General features: G+C 69.6%; 19 protein-coding genes. 7 read left to right on the top strand and 12 right to left on the bottom strand.

Annotated features, from left to right (window positions below; translation table 11 throughout):
- The first annotated feature begins 20 nt into the window (after positions 1 to 20).
- Both coaBC and GZ67_RS0117735 read left to right on the top strand, forming a co-directional pair.
- Positions 21 to 1,220 carry a bifunctional phosphopantothenoylcysteine decarboxylase/phosphopantothenate--cysteine ligase CoaBC gene (gene coaBC, locus GZ67_RS0117740; protein ID WP_029262806.1) on the top strand — a complete coding sequence of 400 codons (1,200 nt, stop codon included), beginning with the start codon at positions 21 to 23 and terminating at the stop codon, positions 1,218 to 1,220.
- Positions 1,221 to 1,347: 127 nt separating this feature from the next.
- Positions 1,348 to 3,567 carry an ATP-dependent Clp protease ATP-binding subunit gene (locus GZ67_RS0117735; RefSeq protein ID WP_081860045.1) on the top strand — a complete coding sequence of 740 codons (2,220 nt, stop codon included), beginning with the start codon at positions 1,348 to 1,350 and terminating at the stop codon, positions 3,565 to 3,567.
- Between the two features lie 103 nt (positions 3,568 to 3,670).
- On the opposite strand, the gene GZ67_RS0117730 is transcribed toward GZ67_RS0117735, so the two are convergent.
- The 4 genes from GZ67_RS0117730 to GZ67_RS0117715 all read right to left on the bottom strand — a co-directional run bounded on the left by GZ67_RS0117730 (position 3,671) and on the right by GZ67_RS0117715 (position 9,174).
- Positions 3,671 to 4,966 carry a hypothetical protein gene (locus GZ67_RS0117730; protein ID WP_029262808.1) on the bottom strand — a complete coding sequence of 432 codons (1,296 nt, stop codon included), beginning with the start codon at positions 4,964 to 4,966 and terminating at the stop codon, positions 3,671 to 3,673.
- Positions 4,967 to 5,239: 273 nt separating this feature from the next.
- Positions 5,240 to 7,510 (bottom strand): ATP-binding cassette domain-containing protein, encoded by a 2,271-nt coding sequence (locus GZ67_RS0117725; protein WP_197021059.1) that lies wholly within the window; start codon positions 7,508 to 7,510, stop codon positions 5,240 to 5,242.
- Positions 7,511 to 7,569: 59 nt separating this feature from the next.
- Positions 7,570 to 8,157 (bottom strand): nitroreductase family protein, encoded by a 588-nt coding sequence (locus GZ67_RS0117720; protein ID WP_029262810.1) that lies wholly within the window; start codon positions 8,155 to 8,157, stop codon positions 7,570 to 7,572.
- A gap of 108 nt (positions 8,158 to 8,265) precedes the next feature.
- Positions 8,266 to 9,174, bottom strand: coding sequence for a LysR substrate-binding domain-containing protein (locus tag GZ67_RS0117715; RefSeq protein WP_029262811.1), 909 nt, complete (start codon positions 9,172 to 9,174; stop codon positions 8,266 to 8,268).
- 133 nt (positions 9,175 to 9,307) lie between these two features.
- On the opposite strand from GZ67_RS0117715, the gene GZ67_RS0117710 reads away from it, so the two are divergent.
- On the top strand, positions 9,308 to 12,802 hold the full coding sequence (locus GZ67_RS0117710) for a proline dehydrogenase family protein (RefSeq protein ID WP_029262812.1): 3,495 nt from the start codon (positions 9,308 to 9,310) through the stop codon (positions 12,800 to 12,802).
- A gap of 93 nt (positions 12,803 to 12,895) precedes the next feature.
- Here GZ67_RS0117710 and GZ67_RS0117705 read toward each other — a convergent pair whose 3' ends face one another.
- The 5 genes from GZ67_RS0117705 to GZ67_RS0117685 form a co-directional block, all read right to left on the bottom strand.
- Positions 12,896 to 13,984 carry an ABC transporter permease gene (locus GZ67_RS0117705; RefSeq protein WP_029262813.1) on the bottom strand — a complete coding sequence of 363 codons (1,089 nt, stop codon included), beginning with the start codon at positions 13,982 to 13,984 and terminating at the stop codon, positions 12,896 to 12,898.
- Positions 13,981 to 14,865 carry an ABC transporter ATP-binding protein gene (locus GZ67_RS0117700; RefSeq protein ID WP_029262814.1) on the bottom strand — a complete coding sequence of 295 codons (885 nt, stop codon included), beginning with the start codon at positions 14,863 to 14,865 and terminating at the stop codon, positions 13,981 to 13,983. Before GZ67_RS0117700 ends, GZ67_RS0117705 begins: the two co-directional genes overlap by 4 nt.
- Positions 14,866 to 15,101: 236 nt before the next feature.
- Positions 15,102 to 16,289 (bottom strand): benzoate/H(+) symporter BenE family transporter, encoded by a 1,188-nt coding sequence (locus tag GZ67_RS0117695; protein WP_029262815.1) that lies wholly within the window; start codon positions 16,287 to 16,289, stop codon positions 15,102 to 15,104.
- Positions 16,290 to 16,328: 39 nt separating this feature from the next.
- Positions 16,329 to 17,015 (bottom strand): response regulator, encoded by a 687-nt coding sequence (locus GZ67_RS0117690; RefSeq protein WP_029262816.1) that lies wholly within the window; start codon positions 17,013 to 17,015, stop codon positions 16,329 to 16,331.
- Positions 17,012 to 18,274, bottom strand: a complete 1,263-nt coding sequence (locus GZ67_RS0117685) for a sensor histidine kinase (RefSeq protein WP_029262817.1) — start codon at positions 18,272 to 18,274, stop codon at positions 17,012 to 17,014. The genes GZ67_RS0117690 and GZ67_RS0117685 overlap by 4 nt, the downstream gene beginning before the upstream one ends.
- A gap of 98 nt (positions 18,275 to 18,372) precedes the next feature.
- Here GZ67_RS0117685 and GZ67_RS0117680 point away from each other — a divergent pair, with 98 nt between their 5' ends.
- Positions 18,373 to 19,020, top strand: coding sequence for a dihydrofolate reductase family protein (locus GZ67_RS0117680; protein WP_029262818.1), 648 nt, complete (start codon positions 18,373 to 18,375; stop codon positions 19,018 to 19,020).
- Positions 19,021 to 19,326: 306 nt separating this feature from the next.
- Positions 19,327 to 21,096, top strand: coding sequence for a carboxypeptidase regulatory-like domain-containing protein (locus GZ67_RS0117675; protein ID WP_136025570.1), 1,770 nt, complete (start codon positions 19,327 to 19,329; stop codon positions 21,094 to 21,096).
- Between the two features lie 2 nt (positions 21,097 to 21,098).
- On the opposite strand, the gene GZ67_RS0117670 is transcribed toward GZ67_RS0117675, so the two are convergent.
- Positions 21,099 to 21,908 (bottom strand): Cof-type HAD-IIB family hydrolase, encoded by an 810-nt coding sequence (locus GZ67_RS0117670; protein ID WP_029262820.1) that lies wholly within the window; start codon positions 21,906 to 21,908, stop codon positions 21,099 to 21,101.
- Positions 21,909 to 21,919: 11 nt separating this feature from the next.
- Positions 21,920 to 22,765: an exodeoxyribonuclease III gene (locus tag GZ67_RS0117665; RefSeq protein WP_029262821.1), complete on the bottom strand. Its 846-nt coding sequence runs from the start codon at positions 22,763 to 22,765 to the stop codon at positions 21,920 to 21,922.
- A 37-nt stretch (positions 22,766 to 22,802) separates the two neighbouring features.
- Between GZ67_RS0117665 and pyrE the strand changes: the two genes are divergently transcribed.
- On the top strand, positions 22,803 to 23,363 hold the full coding sequence (gene pyrE / locus GZ67_RS0117660; protein WP_029262822.1) for an orotate phosphoribosyltransferase: 561 nt from the start codon (positions 22,803 to 22,805) through the stop codon (positions 23,361 to 23,363).
- Positions 23,360 to 24,262 (top strand): ROK family protein, encoded by a 903-nt coding sequence (locus GZ67_RS0117655; protein WP_029262823.1) that lies wholly within the window; start codon positions 23,360 to 23,362, stop codon positions 24,260 to 24,262. Before pyrE ends, GZ67_RS0117655 begins: the two co-directional genes overlap by 4 nt.
- Before the next feature lie 18 nt (positions 24,263 to 24,280).
- Here the strand turns inward: GZ67_RS0117655 and GZ67_RS20915 are convergent.
- A partial coding sequence (locus GZ67_RS20915; RefSeq protein WP_029273966.1) for a hypothetical protein occupies positions 24,281 to 24,483 on the bottom strand: 203 nt, incomplete at its 5' end.

Here is a 24,483-nt window from a genome sequence, read left to right as displayed (position 1 = left end):
TGCTGCGGCAGAATCGAGATGTGAACATCGTCGTCGGAGTCACGGGCGGCATCGCCGCGTACAAGACGGTGCACCTCGTGCGCCTGCTCACGAAGGGCGGGCACGACGTGACCGTGGTGCCCACCGAGGATGCGCTGCGCTTCGTCGGGCCGCCGACGTGGGAGGCGATCAGTCGCCACCCGGTCACCACGAGCGTGCACGACGACGTGGCCAAGGTGCGGCACGTCGCACTCGGCCAGGCCGCCGAGCTCGTGATCGTGGCGCCGGCGACCGCGAACTCGATCGCCAAGATCACCGCCGGTCTCGCCGACGACCTCCTGGGCACGACCCTGCTCGCCACCGAGGCTCCGGTGCTGATCGCGCCGGCCATGCACGCCGAGATGTGGCGGAACAGGGCCACGCAGGCGAACATCGCGACGCTGCGGGAGCGCGGCGTGCACATCGTCGGCCCGGCCGACGGCGAGCTCGCGGGCGGCGACAGCGGACCAGGGCGGATGTCGGAGCCCGAGGAGATCTTCGCGGCAGCCCAAGCGCTGCTGGACCCCGGCGACCTCGCCGGGGTGCGGGTCGTCGTCTCGGCCGGGGGCACGCGCGAGCCCATCGACCCCGTACGCTTCCTCGGCAACCGGTCCAGCGGCAGGCAGGGGGCGGCCCTCGCCGCCGAGGCCGCCGCACGTGGCGCCGAGGTGACCCTGGTCGCGGCGAACATCGCGGGTGACGTGATCGCCGAGGCGCGGCATCCGTCCATCCGCGTCGTCTCCGTCGGTGCGGCCGCCGAGCTCGCCGAAGCGATGAAGCGCGAGGCCGCAGCGGCCGATGTGGTCGTGATGGCGGCGGCCGTGGCCGACTATCGGCCGGTGGAGGTCTCGGACCGCAAGCTCTCCAAGGAGGCGGGGGGAGTGCCGACCATCGAGCTGGTCGAGAACGAGGACATCGTCGCCGCACTCGCGGCGGCGCGGAAGCCCGGGCAGCTCGTCATCGCCTTCGCCGCGGAGACCCCGGAAGATGAGGCGGAACTCCTCGCCCGCGCTCGCCGCAAGCAGCAGCGCAAGGGTGTCGACCTGCTCGTGGTGAACGAGGTCGGCTGGGAGCGCGGGTTCGAGAGGGCCGAGAACACCGTGCACATCCTCGGGCCGGGCGGGAGGGAAGCGGGCATGGCCTCCGGGTCGAAACGTGCGGTCGCGGCCGCGATCTGGGACGCCGTCGCGCAGGAGCGCTGACGGGAGGCGGGGGCTGGAACAGAATCTCGGCGAGTGCTAAACTTGAGTCAACAAGACTCAACTTTTACCTCGTCTCCCGATCCGGAAGGCGGGAGACGACCAGAAGGAGCATCTCCAGGAGGAGCGCATGACCACCCCGCAGACCGGCAACCAGAACCAAGACCAGCAGTCCGCCCTCGAGCAGTTCGGCATCAACCTGACCGACCGCGCCCGCGAGGGCAAGCTCGACCCCGTGATCGGACGCGACAGCGAGATCCGTCGCGTGAGCCAGGTGCTCACCCGCCGCACCAAGAACAACCCGGTGCTGATCGGCGAGCCCGGCGTCGGCAAGACCGCCGTCGTCGAGGGTCTCGCCCAGCGCATCGTCGCGGGCGACGTGGCCGAGTCGCTCAAGGACAAGGAGCTGGTCACGCTCGACATCTCCGCCCTCGTGGCCGGCGCCATGTACCGCGGGCAGTTCGAGGAGCGGCTGAAGCAGGTCCTCAAGGAGATCACCGAGTCCGATGGGCAGGTCATCACGTTCATCGACGAGCTGCACGTGCTGATGGGCGCGGGCGGCGGCGAGGGATCGGTCGCGGCCTCCAACATGCTCAAGCCCATGCTGGCCCGCGGCGAACTGCGGCTGATCGGTGCGACGACGCTCAACGAGTACCGCGAGTTCATCGAGAAGGATGCCGCGCTCGAGCGTCGCTTCCAGCAGGTGTACGTCGGCGAGCCCACGGTCGAGGACACCATCGCGATCCTCCGCGGGCTCAAGGGGCGCTACGAGGCGCACCACGGAGTCACGATCTCGGACAGCGCCCTCGTCGCCGCTGCCGCGCTCTCGAACCGGTACCTTCCTGCGCGTCAGCTCCCCGACAAGGCGATCGACCTGATCGACGAGTCGATGTCTCGGCTCAAGATGGAGATCGACTCCTCGCCGGTCGAGATCGACCAGCTCAAGCGCCAGGTCGACCGGCTGAAGCTGGAGGAGCTGGCCCTCAAGCGTGAGAAGGACGCCGCATCGAAGGAGCGCCTCGGCGCTCTGCGCGAGCAGCTCGTCGGCATGGAGAAGGAGCTCGCGGAGCTGGAGGCCCGGTGGGCGCGTGAGCGTCAGGGTCTGAACCGGGTCGGCGAGCTCAAGAAGCAGCTCGACGACGCGATCACGCAGCGCGACCTCGCCATGCGCAACGCCGACTACACCAAGGCCTCGAAGCTGGAGTACGAGACCATCAAGCGCCTGGAGCGCGACATCGCCGAAGCCGAGCAGGCCGAGGCCGCGACCCCTGCCGAACCGCGCATGGTCAACGAGCAGGTCACCGAAGAGGACATCGCCGCGGTCATCGCCGCGTGGACAGGCATCCCCGTGGGTCGTCTGCTGCAGGGTGAGAGCGAGAAGCTGCTGCACCTCGAGAGTGAGCTCGGCAAGCGCCTGATCGGACAGAAGGATGCGGTCAAGGCGGTGTCGGATGCTGTTCGGCGCTCTCGTGCCGGCATCAGCGACCCCGGGCGTCCGACCGGGTCGTTCCTGTTCCTCGGACCGACCGGTGTCGGTAAGACCGAGCTGGCCAAGGCGCTGGCGGAGTTCCTGTTCGACGACGAGCACTCCATGGTGCGCATCGACATGTCGGAGTACGGCGAGAAGCACTCGGTGTCGCGGCTCGTCGGTGCCCCTCCGGGATACATCGGCTACGAGCAGGGCGGTCAACTGACCGAGGCCGTGCGGCGTCGTCCGTACAGCGTGATCCTGCTCGACGAGGTCGAGAAGGCGCACCCCGAGGTGTTCGACGTGCTGCTGCAGGTGCTCGACGACGGTCGCCTCACCGATGGCCAGGGTCGCACGGTCGACTTCTCGAACGTCATCCTGATCCTCACGTCGAACCTCGGCTCGCCGATCCTGATCGATCCGGTGCTGTCGCCGGAGGCCAAGCGCGAGCAGGTGATGGCGCTCGTGCGCCAGGCGTTCCGTCCGGAGTTCCTGAACCGTCTCGACGACATCGTGATGTTCTCGGCCCTGAGCGAAGACGACCTCGCGCAGATCGTCGAACTCTCGGTCGACCAGCTGCACGACCGCCTGAAGGACCGCCGTCTCACGCTCGCCGTGACGCCGGATGCCCGGTCGTGGCTCGCCGAGCGCGGGTACGACCCGATGTTCGGTGCGCGGCCGCTGCGCCGCCTCATCCAGAGCGAGGTGCAGAACAAGCTGGCGACCGCGCTGCTCTCCGGCGGTGTGCGCGACGGCGACACCGTGCGGGTGGATGTCGGTGCCGACGGTGCGGGCCTCGTGCTCACGTCGACGACGCCCGAGCCCGCGCCCGAGGACGACGATGATGACGACGTGATCGAGGCGGAGCTGCTCGACGACTGAGTTGTTCCCTCTTCACCCGCGCACCCGTCGCACGTCCTGAAGGAGAACTCACGCTACGAAGGAGCGGATGCTGCAGAGCATCCTTCCCGGCGTGAGTTCTCCTTCATTTCGGGTGTGTGGTCGCGCGCTGCTGTGAGCGAAGGAGCGTCCGGAGGGCAGCCAGGTTCGCGACGCTGAAGAGGAGCCTGACGAGAAGCAGAGCGGCCCACAGGCCTACCGCGCTCGGGGCTATGAACCTGCAGATGAGCAGCGCGACAGGCGCGAGAGCCAGATAGGTGAGGATCAGCCCGAGCAGTCCGGCTGTGGCGCCGAAGGTGACCTTCATGTAGGCGAACAGGGATCCGGAGAACGGCTCGAGCAGCAGCTGCAGAGCGATGAGGAGCCCCAGCACCGGATCGCCCACCGGGCTCAGGCCGAACGCGGAGAGCAGGATGAGGGACAGCGCGAGGGGGACGACGAAGATGCCGACGACGCCGTAGGACGCCACCCGGTACCTCGGCTCCCGAGCGCGATCCTGCAGGGTCATCCTTCCGGCGGTCTGACCGATCATCTTCAGCGGGATGATGATGGTGCGGCAGAGCGCGACGCCGGCGGCGACCTGGGCGGCGACCTCGACGGAGATGCTGGCCGCGACCAGCTGCGCGACCATGAAGAGCACCATGAAGACCGCGCCGTCGAGGGAATTGAGGATGCGGTCGCCGATGCGGCGAAGCGCGAAGTCGGGGGTGCGGAGGATGCGAACGTGCACTCCGGCTCGGAGCAGTCGCCGCCGACGTTCCCAGAGCATGGCGATGACCATGAGCGAGGCGAGCGCCGACTGCAGCGCGATGGCGAGGATCGGACTCGGGATGAGCAGGACGACGGCCAGGCCGAGCGCCAGACCGATCAGCGATCGGGTGAGGGTGATCGTCAGGTTGTCCTTCTCGCGGCCGAGGTGCTGGAAAGCGGCAGCGAGAACGCTGGTATGCGACGACAGGATGTTCGCCGGAAGCTGCACGACCAGCGCCACCCACAGTGCGACCGCGAGGACCGAGCCGGAGGGTGAGGCATAGGTGAGTGCGACGCCCGCTGCGGCGCTGATCGCGACGACGATGACAGACACCGCCGAGGCGAGGCGAAGGTTGCCGGCGATGGCATCCGCGATCCGGACGGGATCGGTGCGGGCCTGGCCCAGGTCACGCAGAGTGCCGATCCCCACGCCGACGTTGATGAGCGTGCCGAGCCCGCTGATGGTCGCCGTCGTGCCGATGATGGCGGCGAAGTCGGTTCTTCCTGTCGCGAGAGCCACCGCCAGCAGGATGAACGACGTGCCGAGAGGGATGACCTGCGCCAGCATCATGGGCGTCGCGTGCTTCAGCACGCGGGACAGGTCCTGCGTCCACTCGGGGAATGCGGTCATCTCGTCCTCCGTGCGGAATGCGTCACCGGCGAACGCTGTAGATCCGCGCTTATACGACGATAGAAAGCAGACAGACACCGTCGCGAGCTCTGTCGCACGAGAGTGCCGGTGTATCGGCGGCGGTACTGCTTGTCAGCACCGGCGGATGAGTCGCGAGTCCGGCCTCACGTTCTGAAGGAGAACTCACGCTACGAAGGAGCGGATGCTGCAGAGCATCCTTCCCGGCGTGAGTTCTCCTTCATTTCGGGAGGGTGGTCGCGCGCTGCTGTGCGATCAGGCGCGGGATGCCGTTGCGAGAGCCCTTCCGGTGAGTGAGTCGCCGTCGCGCACGAGCTGCGCCGGGGTGCCGGCGACGACCAGCCGTCCGCCGTCCGATCCGGCGCCGGGGCCGACGTCGATGACATGATCCGCGCGCGCGACCACGCGCAGGTTGTGTTCGACGACCACCAGGGTCGCACCGTCGTCGAGCAGGTCGTCGAAGAGGGTGTTGATCGTGTCGACGTCGGTGGGGTGCAGTCCCGAAGTGGGCTCGTCGAGGATGATCCGGTCGGCGGAGTCGCGCCGCGGATCACTGAGATGCCGGGCGAGGAGCAGCCGCTGCTTCTCACCTCCCGAGAGGGTGTCGAGCGAACGTCCGACCGGGATGTAATGCAGCCCGGTGCGCTGTACCCAGTCCAGGGCCGAGACCACATCGGGATGCGCGGAGAACAGCCTGCTGACCTCGGCGGGCGTGGATGCCAGCACATCGGCGATCGAGGCGCCGTCGACCTGCACCCCGAGAGCGGTCGGGTTGAAACGCAGGCCGCCGCACGCGTCGCAGGGCAGCGAGACGTCGTCGAGGAACGCGAGCTCGGTCGTGATGTGTCCGCGCCCCCGGCAGGTGGGGCAGGCTCCGCGCGAGTTGAAGCTGAACCACGACGGGTCGAGCCCCGACGCGGCGGCGAACACCTCGCGCACCGTGTCGGCGATGCGCAGGATGCTCAGCGTCGTCGACCGCGCTCCGCCACGCAGCGCGTCTTGCCCGACGACCGTGAACTCCGGATGCTGGCGCGGCAGCTCCACGGTGGCGAAGGAGCTCTTGCCCGAACCCGCGACGCCCGTGATCGCGGTGAGCACGCCGAGCGGGACGTCGACGTCGAACCCGCGCAGGTTGTGCGAGCGTGCATCTTTCACGGTGATGCGACCCGAGGGTTGCCGGGTCTTTTCGCGGATCGCCAACGGCTCGGCGAGCACTCGTCCGGTGAGGGTGTCGCTGCCGCGCAGCGCTGCGGGCGTGCCCTCGAACTGCACGCTGCCGCCGGCGGAGCCCGCGCCCGGCCCGAGGTCGACCACATGGTCGGCGACCGCGATCACCTGCGGGTGGTGCTCGACGACGAGGATCGTGTTGCCCGCGTCGCGCAGCCGCTGCAGCAGGGCGACGAGGCGCTGGATGTCGGCGGGGTGCAGCCCGGTGCTCGGCTCGTCGAACACGTAGGTCACGTCGGTCAGGGCGCTGCCGAGGTGGCGCACGATCTTGACGCGCTGCGCCTCGCCGCCGGACAGGGTCGAGGATTCGCGGTCGAGCGTGAGGTAGCCCAGCCCGACGGAGAGCAGGGCATCGAGCACATGACGGACGCCCTCGACCGCCGGCGCCACCCGAGGGTCGTCGAAGGCGTCGAGTAGCGCATGCAGTTCGGCCACCGGCATCCGCATCCAGTCCACGATCGATCGTCCGTCGATGAGGCTCGCGCGCGCCGCTTCGTTCACCCGCGCGCCGTGGCAGTCCGGGCAGGTGTGGTGGGTCACGAGCCGGTCGAGCTCTTCGCGCACCTGCGCCGACATCTTCACCGGGCGCTGCTTCAGGAACACGTCGCGCATGCGGGTGATCACCCCGTCGAACCGGGCGCTCTGCGGGAAACGCGGATCCGGGTCGTCGAGCTTGAGCTTGTCGGCGTAGAGGAACTGATCCATCTCCTCGGCCGTATAGTCCTTCAGCGGCTTCTGGCGGTCGAACAGCCCGCAGTACGCGAACCGCTTCCACCGATACACACCCGGACGGAACAGGCTGAACCGCACCGGCCCTTCATCGATGTTCTTCTCGGGATCGATCAGGGCGTCGATGTCGATGTCGTACACCGTGCCGAGCCCCTCGCAGGTCGGGCACATGCCGGACGGATCGTTGAACGAATAGGCGGGGGAGTACCCGGCCGACGGCTCGCCGACGCGGGAGAACACCAGGCGCACGAGCGAGGCCAGGTCGGTCGCGGTCGCCACGGTCGAGCGCGCATTGCCCGTGAACCGGCGCTGGTCGATCAGCACCGTGAAGGTCAGACCGTCCATGGACTGCACGTCTGGCGCCGGCATCTGCGGCAGCCGCGAACGGATGAAGGTCGAGTACGAGTCGTTGACGAGCCGCTGCGCCTCGGCGGCGATCGTGTCGAGCACCAGCGACGACTTGCCCGATCCGGAGACGCCGGTGAAGACGGTCAGCAGTTTCTTGGGGACGTCGAGCGAGACGTCGCGGAGGTTGTTCGTCCGCGCCCCGGTGATGCGGAGGGAGTCCATCCCGAAACGCTAACGGGGCCCCCGGACAATCCGGAGGCCCCGTTCAGAGAGAGCGCAGGTCAGGCGCTGAGGACGACCGTCTCGTTGATCGGGCGACGCACGCGCGGAGCGACCTCGCGCTCCTGCAGCACCTCGGGAAGCGCCTCGATGTCGCCGAACTCGCCGACGGCGAAGACCGTGGTCGGCACGAAGCGGGCCTCGAGGTCGGCGAACTCGCGGACGACCTCGGGGTCGAAGCCGCTCATCTGGTGCACGACGAGTCCATCGTGGTGGGCCTGCACCGAGAAGTGCGCGACGGCCTGACCGAGGTCGTAGAGGGCGTGGGTGATGGGGGTGCCGTCGGCGGTGGCCGTCTCGGCGATCGCGACCACGAGTACGGCGGCGTTCCCGGCCCATGCCTGGTTGAAGCCCATCAGGGCGTCGACGACCTGTGCGTGCAGGGCGGTGCCGCGGCGGGCGACGATGAAGCGCCACGGCTGCGAGTTGTTGGCGGACGGGCTCCAGCGGGCGGCCTCGAGGGCGGTGGCGAGCTTGGCTTCGTCGATCGAGTTCTGCGCGTCGAAGGCGCGGGGGCTCCAGCGGCCGGCGAGGACGTCGAGGACGGGGTGCTCGGTCGGGGCGGTGCGGTCGATCACGGGAGTGCTCACGGAAGTGCCTTTCGGAAGGAGTGGATCGGACTCCTTCGTCCGGGTACACGGGACAGAACAGATGCATGTGCATGCATATTCCCGAGTGTTGCGGCGTTCTGCGTCGCGCTAGACGGGCAGGTTGTGCGAGGCGGCGTCCGCAAGTGCGCTGCGCACCGCACGGATGGACGGGGCGGCGGCCGAGACCTTCCGTGCCGAGGAGAAGATCTCGCGGCGGGGCTCGTGGGGAAGCGGCGCCAGATCCACGGTCGGGGTGTCGCCGGCCCACACGAGTTCGGGCAGCAGCCCGACCGCGAGCCCGGCGTGGATCAGGCGCACATGCGCCGTGAGGTCGGCGATCTCGAAGCGCACGTCGGGCTCGAACCCTGCGGTGCGGCAGAGCTCCTCGGCCCAGGCGCGGGATGCCGTGCCGGCAGGCTCGAGCACCCAGGGCTCGTCGCGGGTCGACCAGAGCTCCGCGAGGGCATCCGCGTGCCGAGGCGCTCCGGGCTCCCGGGCCAGTGCGATCGCATCGTGGGCGAGCACCACCCGGTCGAGGTCGGCGTGGATCGGGCGCGTGCGCCCCGGATACTGCTCGGCGAGGATCAGGTCGAAGTCGCGGCTGGACACTCCGACCAGCCCGGTCTCCGGGTCGCACTCGGTGACCTCGACGCGCAGCGCCGGATGCCTCTCCTTGAGGGCTTCGAGGGCTCGCGGCAGCAGGGAGTGCGCGGTCGACTGGAACACGGCGATGCGCGCGGTGCCCGTCACCTCGGTGAGCGACTCGGCGACCGCGACCTCGGCGTGCTCGAGCTGATCGAGGATGCCGATGGCCTGCGTGACCAGCACGTTTCCCTGCGGCGTGAACTGCACCCCGCGGCCGACTCGACGCAGCAGCGGCACGCCCACGTCGCGCTCCAGTGCGCTCAACTGCTGCGACACCGAGGCCTTGCTGTACGAGAGGGCGTCGGCCACGGCGGAGAGCGTGCCGCGGCGCGACAGCTCTACGAGCATCCGCAGTCGGTTCACGTCCAGCATGGCCGTTTCCTTCGTTCAGCTTGAGTGAACAGAATCCACGCAAATCGGTTGATAGACGGAGCCTACCGAGCGGCAGGACAATGATCCAGCCGCACACGAAACCCCGGTGTGCGCTCTCTTGGAAGGTCCACCGATGCCTGTCGCCGCCGACACCACCATTCCCCGTACCGAAGACGTCGCCGCCCTCGTGCAGCGCTGGCTCGTCGAGAGCGAGACCCACCCCGTCGAGCCGGCCGCGCAGCGCCTGTCGGAGGTGCTCAAGGACCCGAACGGGCTCGCGTTCACGGTCGGCTTCGTCGACGGCGTGATGCGTCCGGAAGACCTGCGCGTGGCGGGTCGCAAGCTCGCCGAGATCTCGGAGATCACCCCGACTCTCCTGCCCGGATACCTGCGCGCCGCGATCAAGGCCGGCGGCTTCTGGGCGCCGAAGCTCCCCGGCGTGGTCGTGCCGATCTCGCGCCGTGTGCTGCGTGCCATGGTCGGGCACCTCGTGCTCGATGCCACCCCGGCCAAGCTCGGGCCCGCGATCGCGAAGCTGCGCAAGAGCGGAAATCGCCTGAACCTCAACCTGCTCGGGGAGGCCGTGCTCGGCGAGCGCGAAGCCGGGCACCGCCTGCAGGGCACGCGCGACTTCCTCGCCCGCGACGACGTCGACTACGTGTCGATCAAGGTCTCCAGCGTCGTGAGCCAGCTGTCGATGTGGTCGTTCGACGAGGCCGTGGCGGATGTCGTCGAGAAGCTGACCCCGCTCTACGAACTCGCCGCGAAGGCCGAGGCGTCCAGCAGGGCGGCGAAAGGGGCACCGGGCAAGGCCAAGTTCATCAACCTCGACATGGAGGAGTACCGCGACCTCGACCTGACGATCGCGGCCTTCACGAGCATCCTCGACCAGCCGGGGCTGGAGAACCTCGAGGCCGGCATCGTGCTGCAGGCCTACCTGCCCGACGCCCTCGGCGCCATGCAGCACCTGCAGGAGTGGGCCACGGCCCGTCGCGCCAAGGGGGGAGCGCCGATCAAGGTGCGCGTCGTCAAGGGCGCGAACCTCGCGATGGAAGAGGTCGACGCGGCGATCCACGGCTGGCCGCTCGCGACCTACGGCACCAAGCAGGACTCCGACACCAACTACAAGCGGGTGCTCGACTGGGCGATGACCCCCGAGCGACTGGATGCCGTGCGCATCGGCGTCGCGGGGCACAACCTGTTCGACATCGCCTACACCTGGCTGCTCGCGCAGGCTCGCGGGGTCGCAGACCCGGACAGTGCCGACCCGCTCGTCGAATACGAGATGCTGCTGGGCATGGCGACGGGTCAGGCCGAGGCCGTCCGCAAGGACGTCGGCCGCCTGCTGCTCTACACACCGGTCGTCAACCCGGCCGAGTTCGACGTGGCGATCGCGTACCTGGTGCGCCGTCTCGAGGAGAACGCCAGCCCTGAGAACTTCATGTCGGCGGTGTTCGAGCTGGCCTCGAACCCAACGCTCCTCACCCGGGAGCGGGAGCGCTTCGAGCGCTCGCTGGCCGCGCTCGCGACCGACGAGCCGGCGTTCGTCCCGGCACCCCACCGCGTGCAGGACCGTACCGCGGAAGCTCCCGACGGCACGACCGTGGGCTTCGAGAACCAGGCCGACACCGACCCGGCCATCGCCGCGAATCGTGCGTGGGGCCGCGAGATCCTCGGCCGTTCGGTCGGGTCGAGGCTGGGCCTCGACACCATCGCGATCGCCAAGGTCGAGACGGATGCCGAGCTCGACGGCATCTTCGACGCCGCGACCGCGGCCGCTGAGAAGTGGGCCGCCCTGCCCGCCGCCGACCGCGCCGCCGTGCTGCACCGTGCCGGAGACGAGCTCGCCGCGCGCCGGGGACAGCTCATCGAGATCATGGCCCATGAGGCGGGCAAGACCATCGCCGAGTCCGACCCCGAGATCAGCGAGGCCATCGACTTCGCGCACTACTACGCCGAGCGCGCCAAGGATCTCGAGAGGATCTCGGGTGCCGAGTTCGTGCCCTCGAAAGTCACCGTGGTCACGCCGCCGTGGAACTTCCCGGTCGCGATCCCCGCGGGTGGCGTGCTCGCCGGCCTGGCCTCGGGATCTGCCGTGATCATCAAGCCGGCCAAGCTCACCCAGCGCTGCGGTGCCGTGATGGTGGAGGCACTGTGGGCCGCCGGCGTGCCGCGCGACCTGCTCGCGCTCGTCGACCTCGCCTCCCGCGACCTGGGCACGCGCCTGGTCGCCGGTCCCGCGGTGGACCGTGTGATCCTCACGGGTGCGTACGAGACGGCTCAGCTGTTCCGCTCGTTCCGCTCCGACCTGCCGCTGCTCGCCGAGACCAGTGGCAAGAACGCGATCATCGTCACCCCCTCCGCCGACCTCGACCTCGCCGCCGCCGATGTGGCCCGCAGCGCGTTCGGGCACGCCGGGCAGAAGTGCTCCGCCGCATCGCTGGCGATCCTCGTCGGATCGGTCGCCGACTCCAAGCGGTTCGAGCGTCAACTGGTGGATGCCGTGACGTCGATGCGCGTCGGTCTGCCCGACGACCCGGCGACGCAGATGGGCCCGATCATCGAGCCCGCGAACGGCAAGCTCCTCACCGCGCTCACGAAGCTGGAGAAGGGCGAGCGCTGGCTAGTGAAGCCGCGCAAGCTCGACGACGAGGGGAAGCAGTGGACTCCTGGCGTCAAGACCGGCGTGCGTGAGGGCTCCTACTTCCATCTGACCGAGTTCTTCGGCCCGGTGCTCGGCATCATGCACGCCAAGGACCTGGACGAGGCCCTGCGCCTGCAGAACGCGGTCGACTACGGCCTGACCGCCGGCATCCACTCGCTCGATTCCGATGAGGTCGCCACCTGGCTCGACCGGGTCGAGGCCGGCAACCTGTACGTGAACCGCGGCATCACCGGCGCGATCGTGCAGCGGCAGCCGTTCGGCGGCTGGAAGCGCTCGGCCGTCGGCGCCGGAGCCAAGGCCGGTGGACCGAACTACCTCTTCGGCCTCGGCGAGTGGACCCCTGCTGAGCTTCCGGCGGTCGCGCCCGGAGCTGCCGCCGTCCCCGCAGTGGGTGCGCTGCTCGACGCGGCGGGTTCCGAGCTCGACGCCGTCGAGGCGGACTGGCTGCAGCGGGCCGCGGCATCCGACGAGCGCGCCTGGGTCGACGAGTTCGGTGCGGTGAGCGACAAGTCCGGTCTCGGGGTCGAGCGCAACCTCTTCCGCTACCGTCCGGTCGCGGTCGACGTGCGTATCGCCGAGCACGCCCCGCTCGTCGACGGCATCCGTGTGCTCGCCGCCGCCCTGCGCAGTGGCAGCCCGTTCACGGTCTCGGCTCCGGCCCTGCCCTCGCGCATCGAGAAGGCGCTTCGTGCGCACGGCGTCACCGTCAAGCACGAGTCGGATGCGGCGTGGACCAAGCGCTACGCGAAGGCGGCGAACTCGTGGCACCGCGTGCGTCTGGTCGGTGGCGACGCCGCAGCGCTGCACGAGGCGCTCGACGGAAGCCCCGATGTGGCGGTCTGGTCGCACGCCGTGACCGGTGCCGGTCGCGTCGAGATGCTGCCCTTCCTGCACGAGCAGGCCGTGTCGATCACGAACCACCGCTTCGGCAACCCGACCACGCTCGCCGACGGCGTGATCTGACCCGGGGCTGACCCGCAGCACAACAGAGACGCACAACAGAGAAGCCCCCTGCCCCGCGCGTTGCGGAGCAGGGGGCTTCTCTGTTGCGCAGTCTCAGGCGCCCAGTGCGTCCCTGAGCTTGACCCGCGAACCCATGCGCAGCAGCGAGTTCTCGTAGATCTTCGCGCCGATGGCGATCGCGGCCACGCAGCTCGCGAGCAGGATAACCAGGCTCAGCAGCGGCTCCCACCACTGCGCTTCGCCGACGAACAGGCGCATCGGCATGCCGACCGGGGCCGAGAACGGCACGTACGACATGATCGTCAGCACCAGCGGGTTGTCGTTGAACACGATGACCAGGATGTACGGCGCCATGATCAGCATCGTGATCGGCGTGGTCGTCGACCCGATGTCTTCCTGGCGCGACACCATCGAGGCGGCGGCCGCGAACATCGCCGCCAGCAGGATGAAGCCGAACAGGAAGAACACCGCGAACCAGATGATCGGCGCCCCGAGGGTCGTGAGCACCTCGCGTTGACCGGTGACGATCAGGCCGATCGTGGCGACGGCCGCGAGGGCGAGGATCTGCCCCATCGCGAGCACCGTGTTGCCGATGACCTTGCCGGCCAGCAGTGTGCGCGCCGGGATCGCCGACAGCAGCACCTCGACCACGCGGGTCTGCTTCTCTTCCACGACGCTCTGCGCGATCGTCCCGCCGAAAGTCGCGGCGGCCATCATGAACACGAGACCGAACGCGATCGCGATGAAGTACCGCAGCAGCGGGTTCGTCGTGACCGGCTCGAGGATCACGACGTCGGGCGACTGGGACAGCGCCGAGACGAGCGAGCTCGGCGCATCCTGCAGCGCGATGATCGTGTACCCCGAGGGCCCGTCGCCGGGCAGCACCGCGGCGTCGACCTTGTCGTCGCGCACGAGCGCCTCGGCGGCGGCCTGGTCGGCCACCTCGGTGACTTCGAAGCCCGGGATGGCGGAGACGGCGGCGGCGGTCTCCGCGGTCGCGGCGATCGGCGTCGTCTCGGTGTTCTTGCTCGCGAAGCCGCCGAGGATGATGCCGGCGAGGGCGAGCACCAGCAGGATGCCGGTGGAGATCAGGAAGGCCTTGCTGCGCAGCTTCGATCCGATCTCGCGCTCGGCGACGAGCCAGATGCCGTTGGTGCTGCGGACGGGGGCAGGGGTGCTCACTGGATGACCTCCTTGAAGATCTGGGCGAGGGACGGATGCTTCGGCGCGAAGCTGGCGACGTCGCCTCTCTGCACGGCGGACTGCAGCACGCGCTGCGCCGTCTCAGGGCCGTCGGCGTCGAACAGGGCATAGCCGCCCTCGAAGTCGACGACCGTCACACCGGGCTCGGTGCGCAGCCATCCGGCGTCTCCGGCGGAGACGAGCTCGTAGCGGTCACGGGCATGCTCGGCGCGCAGCGCGTCGCGCGAGCCGGAGGCGCGGATCGTGCCGCCGGCGAGGATGACGAGGTCGTCGCACAGGCGCTCGACCACATCGAGCTGGTGGGAGGAGAACAGGATGGAGGCGCCCTTCGCGGCGCTGGACTGCAGGACGCCGGCGACCACGTCGACCGCGAGCGGGTCGAGACCGGAGAACGGCTCGTCGAGGATGAGCACCTCGGGGTCGTGCACGAGCGAGGCAGCGATCTGCGCACGCTGCTGGTTACCGAGCGACAGCGACTCGATCGTGTCGTTCAGCCGTTTGCCGAGGCCGAGCTCGGTGAGGAGCTCCGTCGCCCGCTCGGTCGCATCCTGCTTGCCGAAGCCGTGCAGGCGAGCGAGGTAGACGATCTGCTCGAGCACCTTCATCTTCGGGTAGAGGCCACGCTCCTCGGGCATGTAGCCGAAGCGGCGACGGTCCGCTGCCGTGATCGGCGCGCCATCGAGGTCGACCCTGCCGCCGTCGGAGGACAACAGTCCCAGGACGATGCGCATGGTGGTGGTCTTGCCGGCGCCGTTGCCGCCGACGAAGCCCGTCAGGCGGCCGGGGGCCACCGTGAAGGACACATCGTCGAGCACGCGCCGAGAGCCGTAGCTCTTGGTGATGCCGGAGAGTTCGAGCATTCCTGTCGTCATACCCTCACGCTACGGAGCAGGGCGCCTCCGGGGCATCCCCCCTGTGGCGGACTCGCCTCCGTCCGCCCGGCGGCTGACCCTGCATCTCCCGCCCCCGCGCGCCGCCCCGCTCCTCCGCATCCCCACGCCGAGTGCACCGGATGCTACCGAGTGCACGGCTTATGCGCGTGAAGAAGCCGTGCACTCGACGCGAAGCCGTGCGTTCGGCGGGAGAGGGAGGGGCGTCAGCGACGACCGGTGTGCAGGACCGCGCGGACGAGGAGGCCCGCCACCAGGGCCCAGAATGCGGCGCTGACACCGAGGACGGCGATGCCGGATGCCGCGACCAGGAAGGTGACGACCGCGGGGATCCGTTCGCCCGGATCGTCGATGGCCTGCTGCACGGATGAGCCGAACGCGGCGAACAGCGCGAGGCCGGCGACCGCGGGGATCACGGCGGCGGGCGCGAGCACCACGAGAGCGGCGAAGGCGGCGGAGAACACCGCGAGCACCAGGTACGACGCCCCGGTCGAGACGCCGGCGACCCACCGTCGCTTCGGGTCGGGGTCGGCATCCGGTGAGGCGGCGAGGGCCGCGCTGATCGCCGCGAGGTTGATGGAATGACCGCCCGCCGTCGCCCCGAGCGCGGTGCCGAGGCCGGTGACCAGCATGGCCGGACGCCACGGCACCTCGTAGCCGAAGCTGCGCATGATCGCGATGCCCGGCACGTTCTGCGAGGCCATCGTCACGATGAACAGCGGCAGCGCGAGGCCGACCAACGCGCCCACCGTGAACGTCGGCGCCGTGAACTCGAGCCGCGGCAGCAGCACGGCGGGGTCGAACGGGGCGCCTTCGTCCACCGTGGAAGCGCCGATCAGTGAGACCGCGACCACGACGGCAGCCGTGACGAACGCGAGCGGAACCGCCCACCGCGGCGCGAGCCGGGCGAACACCAGCCAGGTGAGCACGACCGGGATGACGCCCCAGGGGTTCGCGACGATGCCCGTGATCGGCGCCAGGCACAGCGGGAGCAGCACGCCGGCCAGCATCGCCTGCGCGATCGACGGCGGGATGCGGGCGATGAGAGCTCCGAGTGCCGGCCACAGCGCCGTGAGCAGGATCAGTGCGGCGGCCACGAGGAAGGCCCCGACCGCCGCCGGCCAGCCGCCCTCGACGGTGCCCGTCGCCACCAGCAACGCGGCACCGGGTGTGGACCACGCGACCGTGATCGGCATCCGATACCGCCACGCGAGCACGACGCACGCGAGGCCCATCATCAGGCTCACGGCGAGCAGTCCGCTCGCCGCTTGGGCCGCATCCGCCCCGACCGCATCCAGACCCGTCAGCACGACCGCGAACGAGCTGGTGAAGCCGACGAGTGCCGTCACCACCCCCGCCAGGATCGGGCGGGACAGGGGTGCGGTTTCGGGCATGGCTCCGAGGTTATCGCGGAGCGTCGGTGTACCGGGCGCCTACGCGAGCCCCATGCGGTGCGCGAGCACGACGGCCTGCACACGATCGCGGGCACCGAGCTTCTGCAGGATGCGGGAGACGTGCGTCTTGACCGTGGCCTCGCCGATGTACAGCGCGCGCGCGATCTCGGCATTGCTCCGCGCATCGGCGAGCAGTGTCAGCACCTCCGCCTCGCGGTCGGTGAGCGGCTCGATGAGCGTGACCTTCGGGGTCGCGCCGCTGTCGATCGGAACAGCCGTCCGCGTCGGTGCGGGGGCCGCGGCGAACCGCGCGAGGACTCGCCGGGTCACCTCGGGGGCGAGCATCCCGTCGCCGGCAGCCAGAGCGCGGACGGCGGCGATCAGGTCTTCGGCGCCGGCGTTCTTGAGCAGGAACCCGCTGGCTCCGGCATCCAGCGCCTGATACAGGTAGTCGTCCCTGTCGAATGTCGTGACGATCGCGATGGCGGCTTCGACCGCGGGGTCGGCGACGATGCGACGGGTCGCCTCGATGCCGTCCATATCCGGCATCTGCACGTCCATCGTGATCACGTCGGGGCGGAGCGCGGATGCCTGCGCCACGGCGTCTGCTCCCGATGAGGCTTCGCCGACCACCGTGATGTCGGGCTGGGTGTCGAGGATGGTGCGGAAGCCCGCGCGCAGCAGCGCGTGGTCGTCGACCAGCAGCACCCGGATCGGTTCGCTCATCGCACGCTCGATCCGGTCGGTGTCGGGAGTGGCACGCGGGCGCGCACACGCATCCCGCCCAGCGGTCGAGACGTCACCTCGAGCGTGCCTCCGGATGCCGCGGCGCGCTCCCGCATCCCCAGCTGCCCGAGCCCCGGACGGAGGTGGGCGACCGTACGCCCGGTGTTGACGATCTCGACCTCCACGCCGTCGTCGTCGTAGCGCACGCGGACGTCGGCGGTCGCTCCGCTGCCGGCGTGACGGCGGGCGTTCGTGAGCGACTCCTGGGCGATGCGGTACAGGTTCACCGCGACCAGCGACGGCACGGGCACGGGTTCGCCGATCACCGTGTAGTCCGTGGGCAGCCCGGCCTCGGTCGACGCCTCCACGAGCTCGGCGATGTCGTCCAGGGCGAGGGTGGATGCCGCATCCGTCGTCTCGCCGCCCGGTGTGCGCAGAGTCTCCAACAACTGGCGCAGCTCATGGATCGCGTCGCGCGCCGAGCCCTCGACGCCGGAGAGGATGCGGGCGGCTTCCGCGGGATCGCGCTCGAGCACGAGACGCGCGGCGCCGGCTTGTACCCCCATCACCGACACGTGGTGGGCGACGACGTCGTGCAGCTCGCGGGCGATGCGCACCCTGTCGAGGGCGACGGCCTGCGCCGCGGTGACCTCGCGCTCGCGCTCCAGTTCGACGGTGCGCTGCTCGAGCACGGCCAGCTGCGCAGCTGCCGCCCAGGAGCGCTCGCCGAAGTAGTAGGCACCGCCGAAGTAGAGCACATTCAGTAGCAGCTGGATGAGCATGAAGGCGACGTACGGCGACATGGCTCCGGCGGCGACATCGGCCTTGTCGGCCTCGCTGATCGCGTCGCGGTACATCGTGATGATCAGCCACACGAACATACCCACGATGATCCCGACGCGTACGAGCATCGCGCGACGTCGGTCGTTCATCCACGCACCGACCGTGTACAGCGTGAGGAACATCACGATGTTGCCGACGTAGATCTCGGGGACGCGGATGGTGACGGCCGTGAAATAGGCCGCGGCCACGATCACGGCGGCGGTACCCGGCCAGCGGCGGCGGAACGCGAGGGGAGCGGTGGCGACGACGGCGTAGACGAGTGCCCACCACAGGGGTGCCTGCTCGTCGCCGTAGATCTCCGCGATCGAGGAGAGCCCCGCGCTCAGCACCGCGCCGACGAACATGACGGCGGCGAGGATGACATCGGCTCGTCGCTCGCGCGCGGTCGGCGTGCGGGTGAACGCGGGGGCAGGCATCCCTCCACCGTAGAGCGGCGACCGCGCCGGAGCATCCCCCGAGCGGCGGATCGGAGAGGGGCTGGTAGGCGGGATTCGCTTGTTATTGACTGACTGACATGAGCGCTGACAAGACCGAAGACGCATCCGGCCGCATCCTGATCGACCTCTTCATGACCCTCGACGGTGTCGCGCAAGGACCGGGCGGCGTCGGCGAAGACACGTCGGGTGGTTTCCGCTTCAGCGGCTGGCAGGCGGGATACCCGTCACCCGGTATGGGCGCCGAGGTGGACGACGGGATGCGGGGCCTCGATGCGCTGCTGCTCGGTCGCCGGACGTACGACATCTTCGCGTCGTACTGGCCGCAGCACACCGATGGCCCCGAGGGGCACATCGGCAGGCTGTTCGACCGCGTCCCGAAGTATGTGGCGACGAGAGATGCCGATCTCGCGCTCGACTGGCAGGGCAGCACCCGGGTGGGGGATGACCTGGCGGCAGAGGTCGCGGCGCTGCGGGCCGCCCATCGCGAGGTGCATGTGATCGGCAGCATCGACTTCGTGCACACGCTGCTCGCCGAGGGGCTCTTCGACGAGCTGAACCTCTGGGTCTATCCGATCCTGCTCGGCACCGGCAAGAAGGTCTTCGACGACAACGCGCTGCCGTCAGTGCTGCGGCTCTCGCAGCCGCCGATCACCGACGAGGCCGGCGTGATGTTCCTCCGCTACGGCCGGACCGATCGCGTGCCGGAGGTCGGGACCTTCGGGTAAACACGAACGCAGGGTTGATCACGCGAATCGACTATTCCGCTCCGTTGCCCTGAGCCGGTAGATTCAGGGCAGATGCTGCCGAGCGATCGGCGGCTTTTCGAGGTCGAACGCGACGGCACGGTGCCGCGCGCCACCTCGCTTCGGAGGGTGGGGAACATGGCGCGACGTCGCGCATTCATTCAGGCTGTCATCGGTGGGGTCGCGGCTCTCGCCTTGGCCTTCGGCGGTGCCACATCAGCGATGGCTGCCGATTCAGGCGACTCGGTGTCAGAGGCGGTGACGTGGAGCGCCGAAGGAACGGGTGCGGTGGACATCAGCGTGGCCGAGGCGAGTGACCCGGAGGCGAGCGATCCGGTCGCGCCGGAGCTGAGCGAGCCTGCCGCGCCTGAGGGAACCGAGCCTGCCGTGCCCGAGGAAACCGAGCCTGCAGTGCCCGAGGTGAGCGCGCCCGCCGCGCCCGCGGGCGTCTCGACGGGATCGATCAGCGGCGTGGTCACCCAGGAGGACGACGGCACTCCGCTCGCCGGGGTGCTGGTGTCGACCGGTGGTGAGGGGACGCCCTGGGTGGAGGACTACACGGACGAGTCCGGTGCGTACTCCCTGACGGGGCTGGCCCCCGGCTCCTATCTCGTGTCGTTCTTCCCGGTAGGCACCGACCTCCAGCGCGAGTATTGGAAGGACACCGCCATCTGGAGCGACGGCACGTTGGTCGTCATCGGTGAGGGGACGGCAGTCACCGGCATCGATGCGTCGTTGAAGCGCGGCGCGACCATCTCCGGTGTCGTGACGACCGCCAGCGACGGCTCGGCACTCGCCGGCGTGACGGTGAACGCCCTCGACCAGCATGAGATCGTCGGCGCAGCTCAGACGGGAGGCGACGGCTCATACCGCATCGAAGGGCTGAGCGAGGGGGAGTACGTCGTGCAGTTCCTCTCGCCGGACGGGGAACAGCTCGCCACGGAGTACTGGCAGAACGTGTACGGGTACGACGCGGCGACTGCGGTCTCCGTGACGGGCACCGAGACAGCGGCCGGCATCGACGCGGCCCTCGACGCGGTCGGCCACATCGAAGGCACGGTGACGCAGGAGGGCCGGGAGGTCCCCATGGCGACGGTATGGATCAGATCGACGAACGGCGACGGATACATCTCCGGTCACTCCGTCGAAGGCGACGGGACCTATTCGGCAGCGCTCCCGCCGGGAACCTACGTCGTCGAATTCCGCTCTTTCAGCGACGAACACGCGGATGAGTACTGGGAGGACGCGCGCACCATCGAGGAAGCGACTCCGGTCGTGGTGGGTTCGGGTCAGCGTGTCACGGGCATCGATGCCGTGATGGACCGCGCCGGCCTCATCTCCGGGAGCGTATCGATCGACAGCGACGACGTGCGGGGGATCCTCGTCGAAGCGTGGCAGGGCGACCGACTCGTCGGTTCCGCACAGGCCGACTACCTCACGGGCGAGTACACGCTGCGCCTGCTGCCGGGGACGTACATCCTCAAGGCGTCGGCAGAGTTCCTCGACGGCTCCACGCTCACGGCGAAGCCGCAGTACTTCGACGGTGTGACGACCGCTGCACAAGCGACACCCGTCCCCGCAGCAGTCGGCACGCCGGTGAACGGAGTCGACTTCACGCTCGTTCCCGTGGAGGGGCAGCCCCAGCCGAAGCCGAGGCTGGGCCTCTCGGTGGGCTCGATCCAGGCGGGCAAGGACATCACGGTCTCCGGTGCCGGCTTCGCTCCGGGAGCGACCATCGCCTTCGAACTGCGCTCCGACCCGATCGCGCTCGGTACCCTCACCGCCGACGCGGATGGTGTCCTCCGGGGATCCCTGCGGATTCCGGCCAGCGCGCTAGCAGGCACGCACAGTCTCGTCGCGCTGTCGGGCGGCGCCGTGATCGCGAGCGCGACGCTCGTGGTGACAGCGGCGGCTGAGGCCAGCGGTGGCGCTGCGGTGACTCCGGGACCGCGACTGGCGGCCACCGGGGCGGAAACGCCGACCGCGATCATCGCGCTCGGCGTCATGCTCGCCGTCCTGGGTGGACTGCTCGTGCGTCGGCGCCGCGTCGAGAGCTGAACTCAGCCGAGCAGGCGCTCGATCACCCGCGCGACACCGTCGTCGTCGTTCGAGGCGGTGGTCTCGTCGGCCGCGTCCTGAACCACGGGTTCCGCATGGGCCATGGCGACACCGCGCCCGGCCCAGCGCAGCATCTCGACGTCGTTGAGCGCATCGCCGAACGCGACGACGTCGGCGCGGTCGATGCCGAGGTGCTCGCACAGACGGGCGAGGCCGGTGGCCTTCGTGACGCCCTCGGCCATCACCTCGACGAACGGAGCGCCGGACAGGGTCGCCTCGAACCCGGTCAGCCCGAGGCTGCGCAGCGTGTCGAAGAGCGCGGCAGGGGCGAGTTCCGGATGCCGGATGACGAGCTTCAGGCTCGGCGCCGCGAGCACGTGCTCGAGCGGCACGCCACCCATCGTTCGAGGGTCGCGCTTGTGGTCGGAGAGTTGGGCGATCTCGGCGTAGCCGTCCTGCGCCACGAAGGTCTCCCCGCCCTCGCGCACGCTCGCGAACAGCAGGCCCGGGATGCTGGCGCGCAGCGCCTCGACCAGCGTGCGGATCGTGTCGGCGGGAAGCTCTTCGGCGAACAGCATCCGCCCGTCGTCCAGGCGCACGGCATAGGCGCCGTTGCTGCACAGCGCCCAGCCGTCGAAACCCGCATCACCCGCGATCGCCCGCAGCCCGATCGGCTGACGTGCCGTGACGGGGACCACAGGGATGCCGCGGTCGCGAGCCGCGTCGAGCGCCTCGCGCGTGCGCGGCGTGACAGCGGACGAGGAGTCCAGCAGCGTGCCGTCGAGATCTGTGGCGATCAGCCGCACGGTCACAGGGGCGGCCGTCAGGAGAAGATCATCGGCATGTCGTCGTCGTCTTCGGCACCGCCGAAACTGAGGTCGACCACCACGGGAACATGGTCGCTGGGCTGCTCGCCCTTGCGCTCGTTCCGGTGGATCGACGCACCGGTCACGGCCTCGGCCAGAGTGCGCGAGCCCAGGACGAAGTCGATGCGGATGCCCTCGTTGCGCGGGAACTTCAGGCGCTGGTAGTCCCAGTACGTGTATCCCTCGGGCAGCAACGGGCGCACGACGTCGGTGACCCCCGCGTCCTGGAACGCGAAGAACGCGTCGCGCTCCTGCGGGGACACGTGCGTGGACCGGCCGACGACGATGTCGGGATCGCCGTTGTCGTGGTCGAACGGGATGATGTTGAAGTCCCCGACCAGAGCGAGCGGCAGATCGGGGTTCGCCGAGAGCTCGGCCGCCGTCGACTTCTTCAGCTGCTCGAGCCAGTGCAGCTTGTAGAGGTAGTGCGGGTCGTCGAGCGAACGACCGTTCGGCACGTACAGGCTCCACACCCGAACCCCGTCGACCATCACTCCGAGTGCGCGGGCCTCGAGCGGAGCATCCGGACCCTCATGCCCCTTGGCGAAGCCCGGCATCCCGTCGAACGACGTGCGCACATCGGTGATCGGCAGGCGGCTCGCGATCGCGACGCCGTTCCACTGGTTCAGGCCGTGCACCTCGACGTGGTACCCGGCCTCTTCGAACGGTCCGTAGGGGAACTGCTCGGGCTTGCACTTGATCTCCTGCATCGCCAGCACGTCGATGTCTTCACGGACGGCGAACTCGACGGTGCGGGTGACGCGGGTGCGGATGGAGTTGACGTTCCAGGTGGCCAAGCGCATGCATCCAGCCTAGAGCCCACCTCCTACACTGGATGCCGTGACCGCACTCGACGCAGACCGCCAGACCCTCCTCGACCTGATCAAGGACGAGGCGGTGTTCCACGGCGACTTCACCCTCTCCAGCGGCAAGAAGGCGACGTACTACGTCGACATGCGCAAGCTCACCCTGGACCACCGCGCCGCCCCCGCGATCGGCCGGATCATGCTCGACCTGATCGGCGACCTCGACGTCGTGGCCGTCGGAGGCCTCACGCTCGGCGCCGACCCGATCGCGAACTCCGTGCTGCACGCCTCGGTCGCCACCGATCGCCCGCTCGACGCGTTCGTCGTGCGCAAGGAGCCGAAGGACCACGGCCGCGGCCGCCAGATCGAAGGGGCCGACGTCAAGGGCAAGCGGGTCGTCGTGCTCGAAGACACCTCGACCACCGGCCAGTCGGCGCTCAAGGCCGTCGAAGCTCTGCGCAAGGAAGGCGCCGAGATCGTCGCCGTCGCCGTGATCGTCGACCGCAAGACCGGCGCGCAGGCCGCCATCGAAGCCGAGGGGCTCGAATGGCGCGCCGCCTTCGACCTCGACGACCTCGGGCTCGACCCCCAGTGACGCGCTACGCACTGGCCGTCGACGTCGGCGGCACGAAGATGGAGGCCGCGCTCGTCGCGGAGGACGGTGTGCTCGTCACGGGCAGCCGCAGCCGGCAGGCGACCGGGCGTGAAGCCACGGTCGAGTCGTTGAACGCCGCCGTCATCGCGATCGTCGAGCACGCGCTCGCCGCCCTGCCCGCGGATGCCGAGCTCGTCGGCGCGGGCGCGGGGAGCGCCGGCCCCGTCGACCGGACCCTCGGCACGATCATGCCGGTCAACATGCCGCTCGCGCGCGGCTTCGCGCTCGCTGAGGCGGTTCGCGCCGCAGCATCCACGGTCATGGGGCGCGACGTGCGCACCGTCCTCGGCCACGATGGCGGTGCACTCGCGCTCGCCGAATCCTGGCTCGGGGTGACGCAGGGTGCCGGTGCGTCGCTATCGATCGTCGTCTCGACCGGCGTCGGCGGCGGCTTCGTCGCGAACGGTGCGTACATCCCCGGTGCGACAGGCAACGCCGGACACCTCGGACAGGTGCGCCGTGAGGGCGGGCTGACCCTCGAGGAGATCGCCTCCGGGCCGGCGAGTGCGTCCTGGGCGCAGGAGCAGGGCTGGACCGGCACCACGGGCGAAGACCTCGCGCGCGACGCAGCGGCCGGCGACACCGTCGCTCGCTCGGCGATCGAGCGCTCGGCCCGAGCTGTCGGGGAAGCGCTCGCGGACGCCGCGACCCTGGTCGACCTCGACGTGGTCGCCATCGGCGGCGGTTTCTCGCGGGTGTCTGCGGACTACATCGACCTCGTGCAGCAGGCGCTCACCGCCAGTGCGGTGCACGAATACTCCCGGCGCACCCGTGTGGTGCGCTCGGGGCTGGGCGACGAGGGGCCGCTCATCGGTGCCGCCGCTCTCGTGCTGCGGTAGGTCGTACCGGAACGCTGCTCAGCGACTCGCCGTGAGCAGATGCCGTGGCGGTCCTTCGAGGCGGGCGACGGAGATCTTCAGGTCGGTGACGTCGGCGGCGACCGCGTCGATCCGAGAGCTGAGCTTCTCGTCGACGGCATCGATACGGGTGCTGAGTTTCTCGTCGACGGCATCGATACGGGTGCTGAGCTTCTCGTCGACGGCGTCGATGCGGTCGTCGA

The sequence above is a fragment of the Microbacterium sp. Cr-K20 genome, from assembly GCF_000708325.1.
Lineage (GTDB): Bacteria > Actinomycetota > Actinomycetes > Actinomycetales > Microbacteriaceae > Microbacterium.
This window is presented reverse-complemented; position numbering and strand designations above follow the sequence as displayed.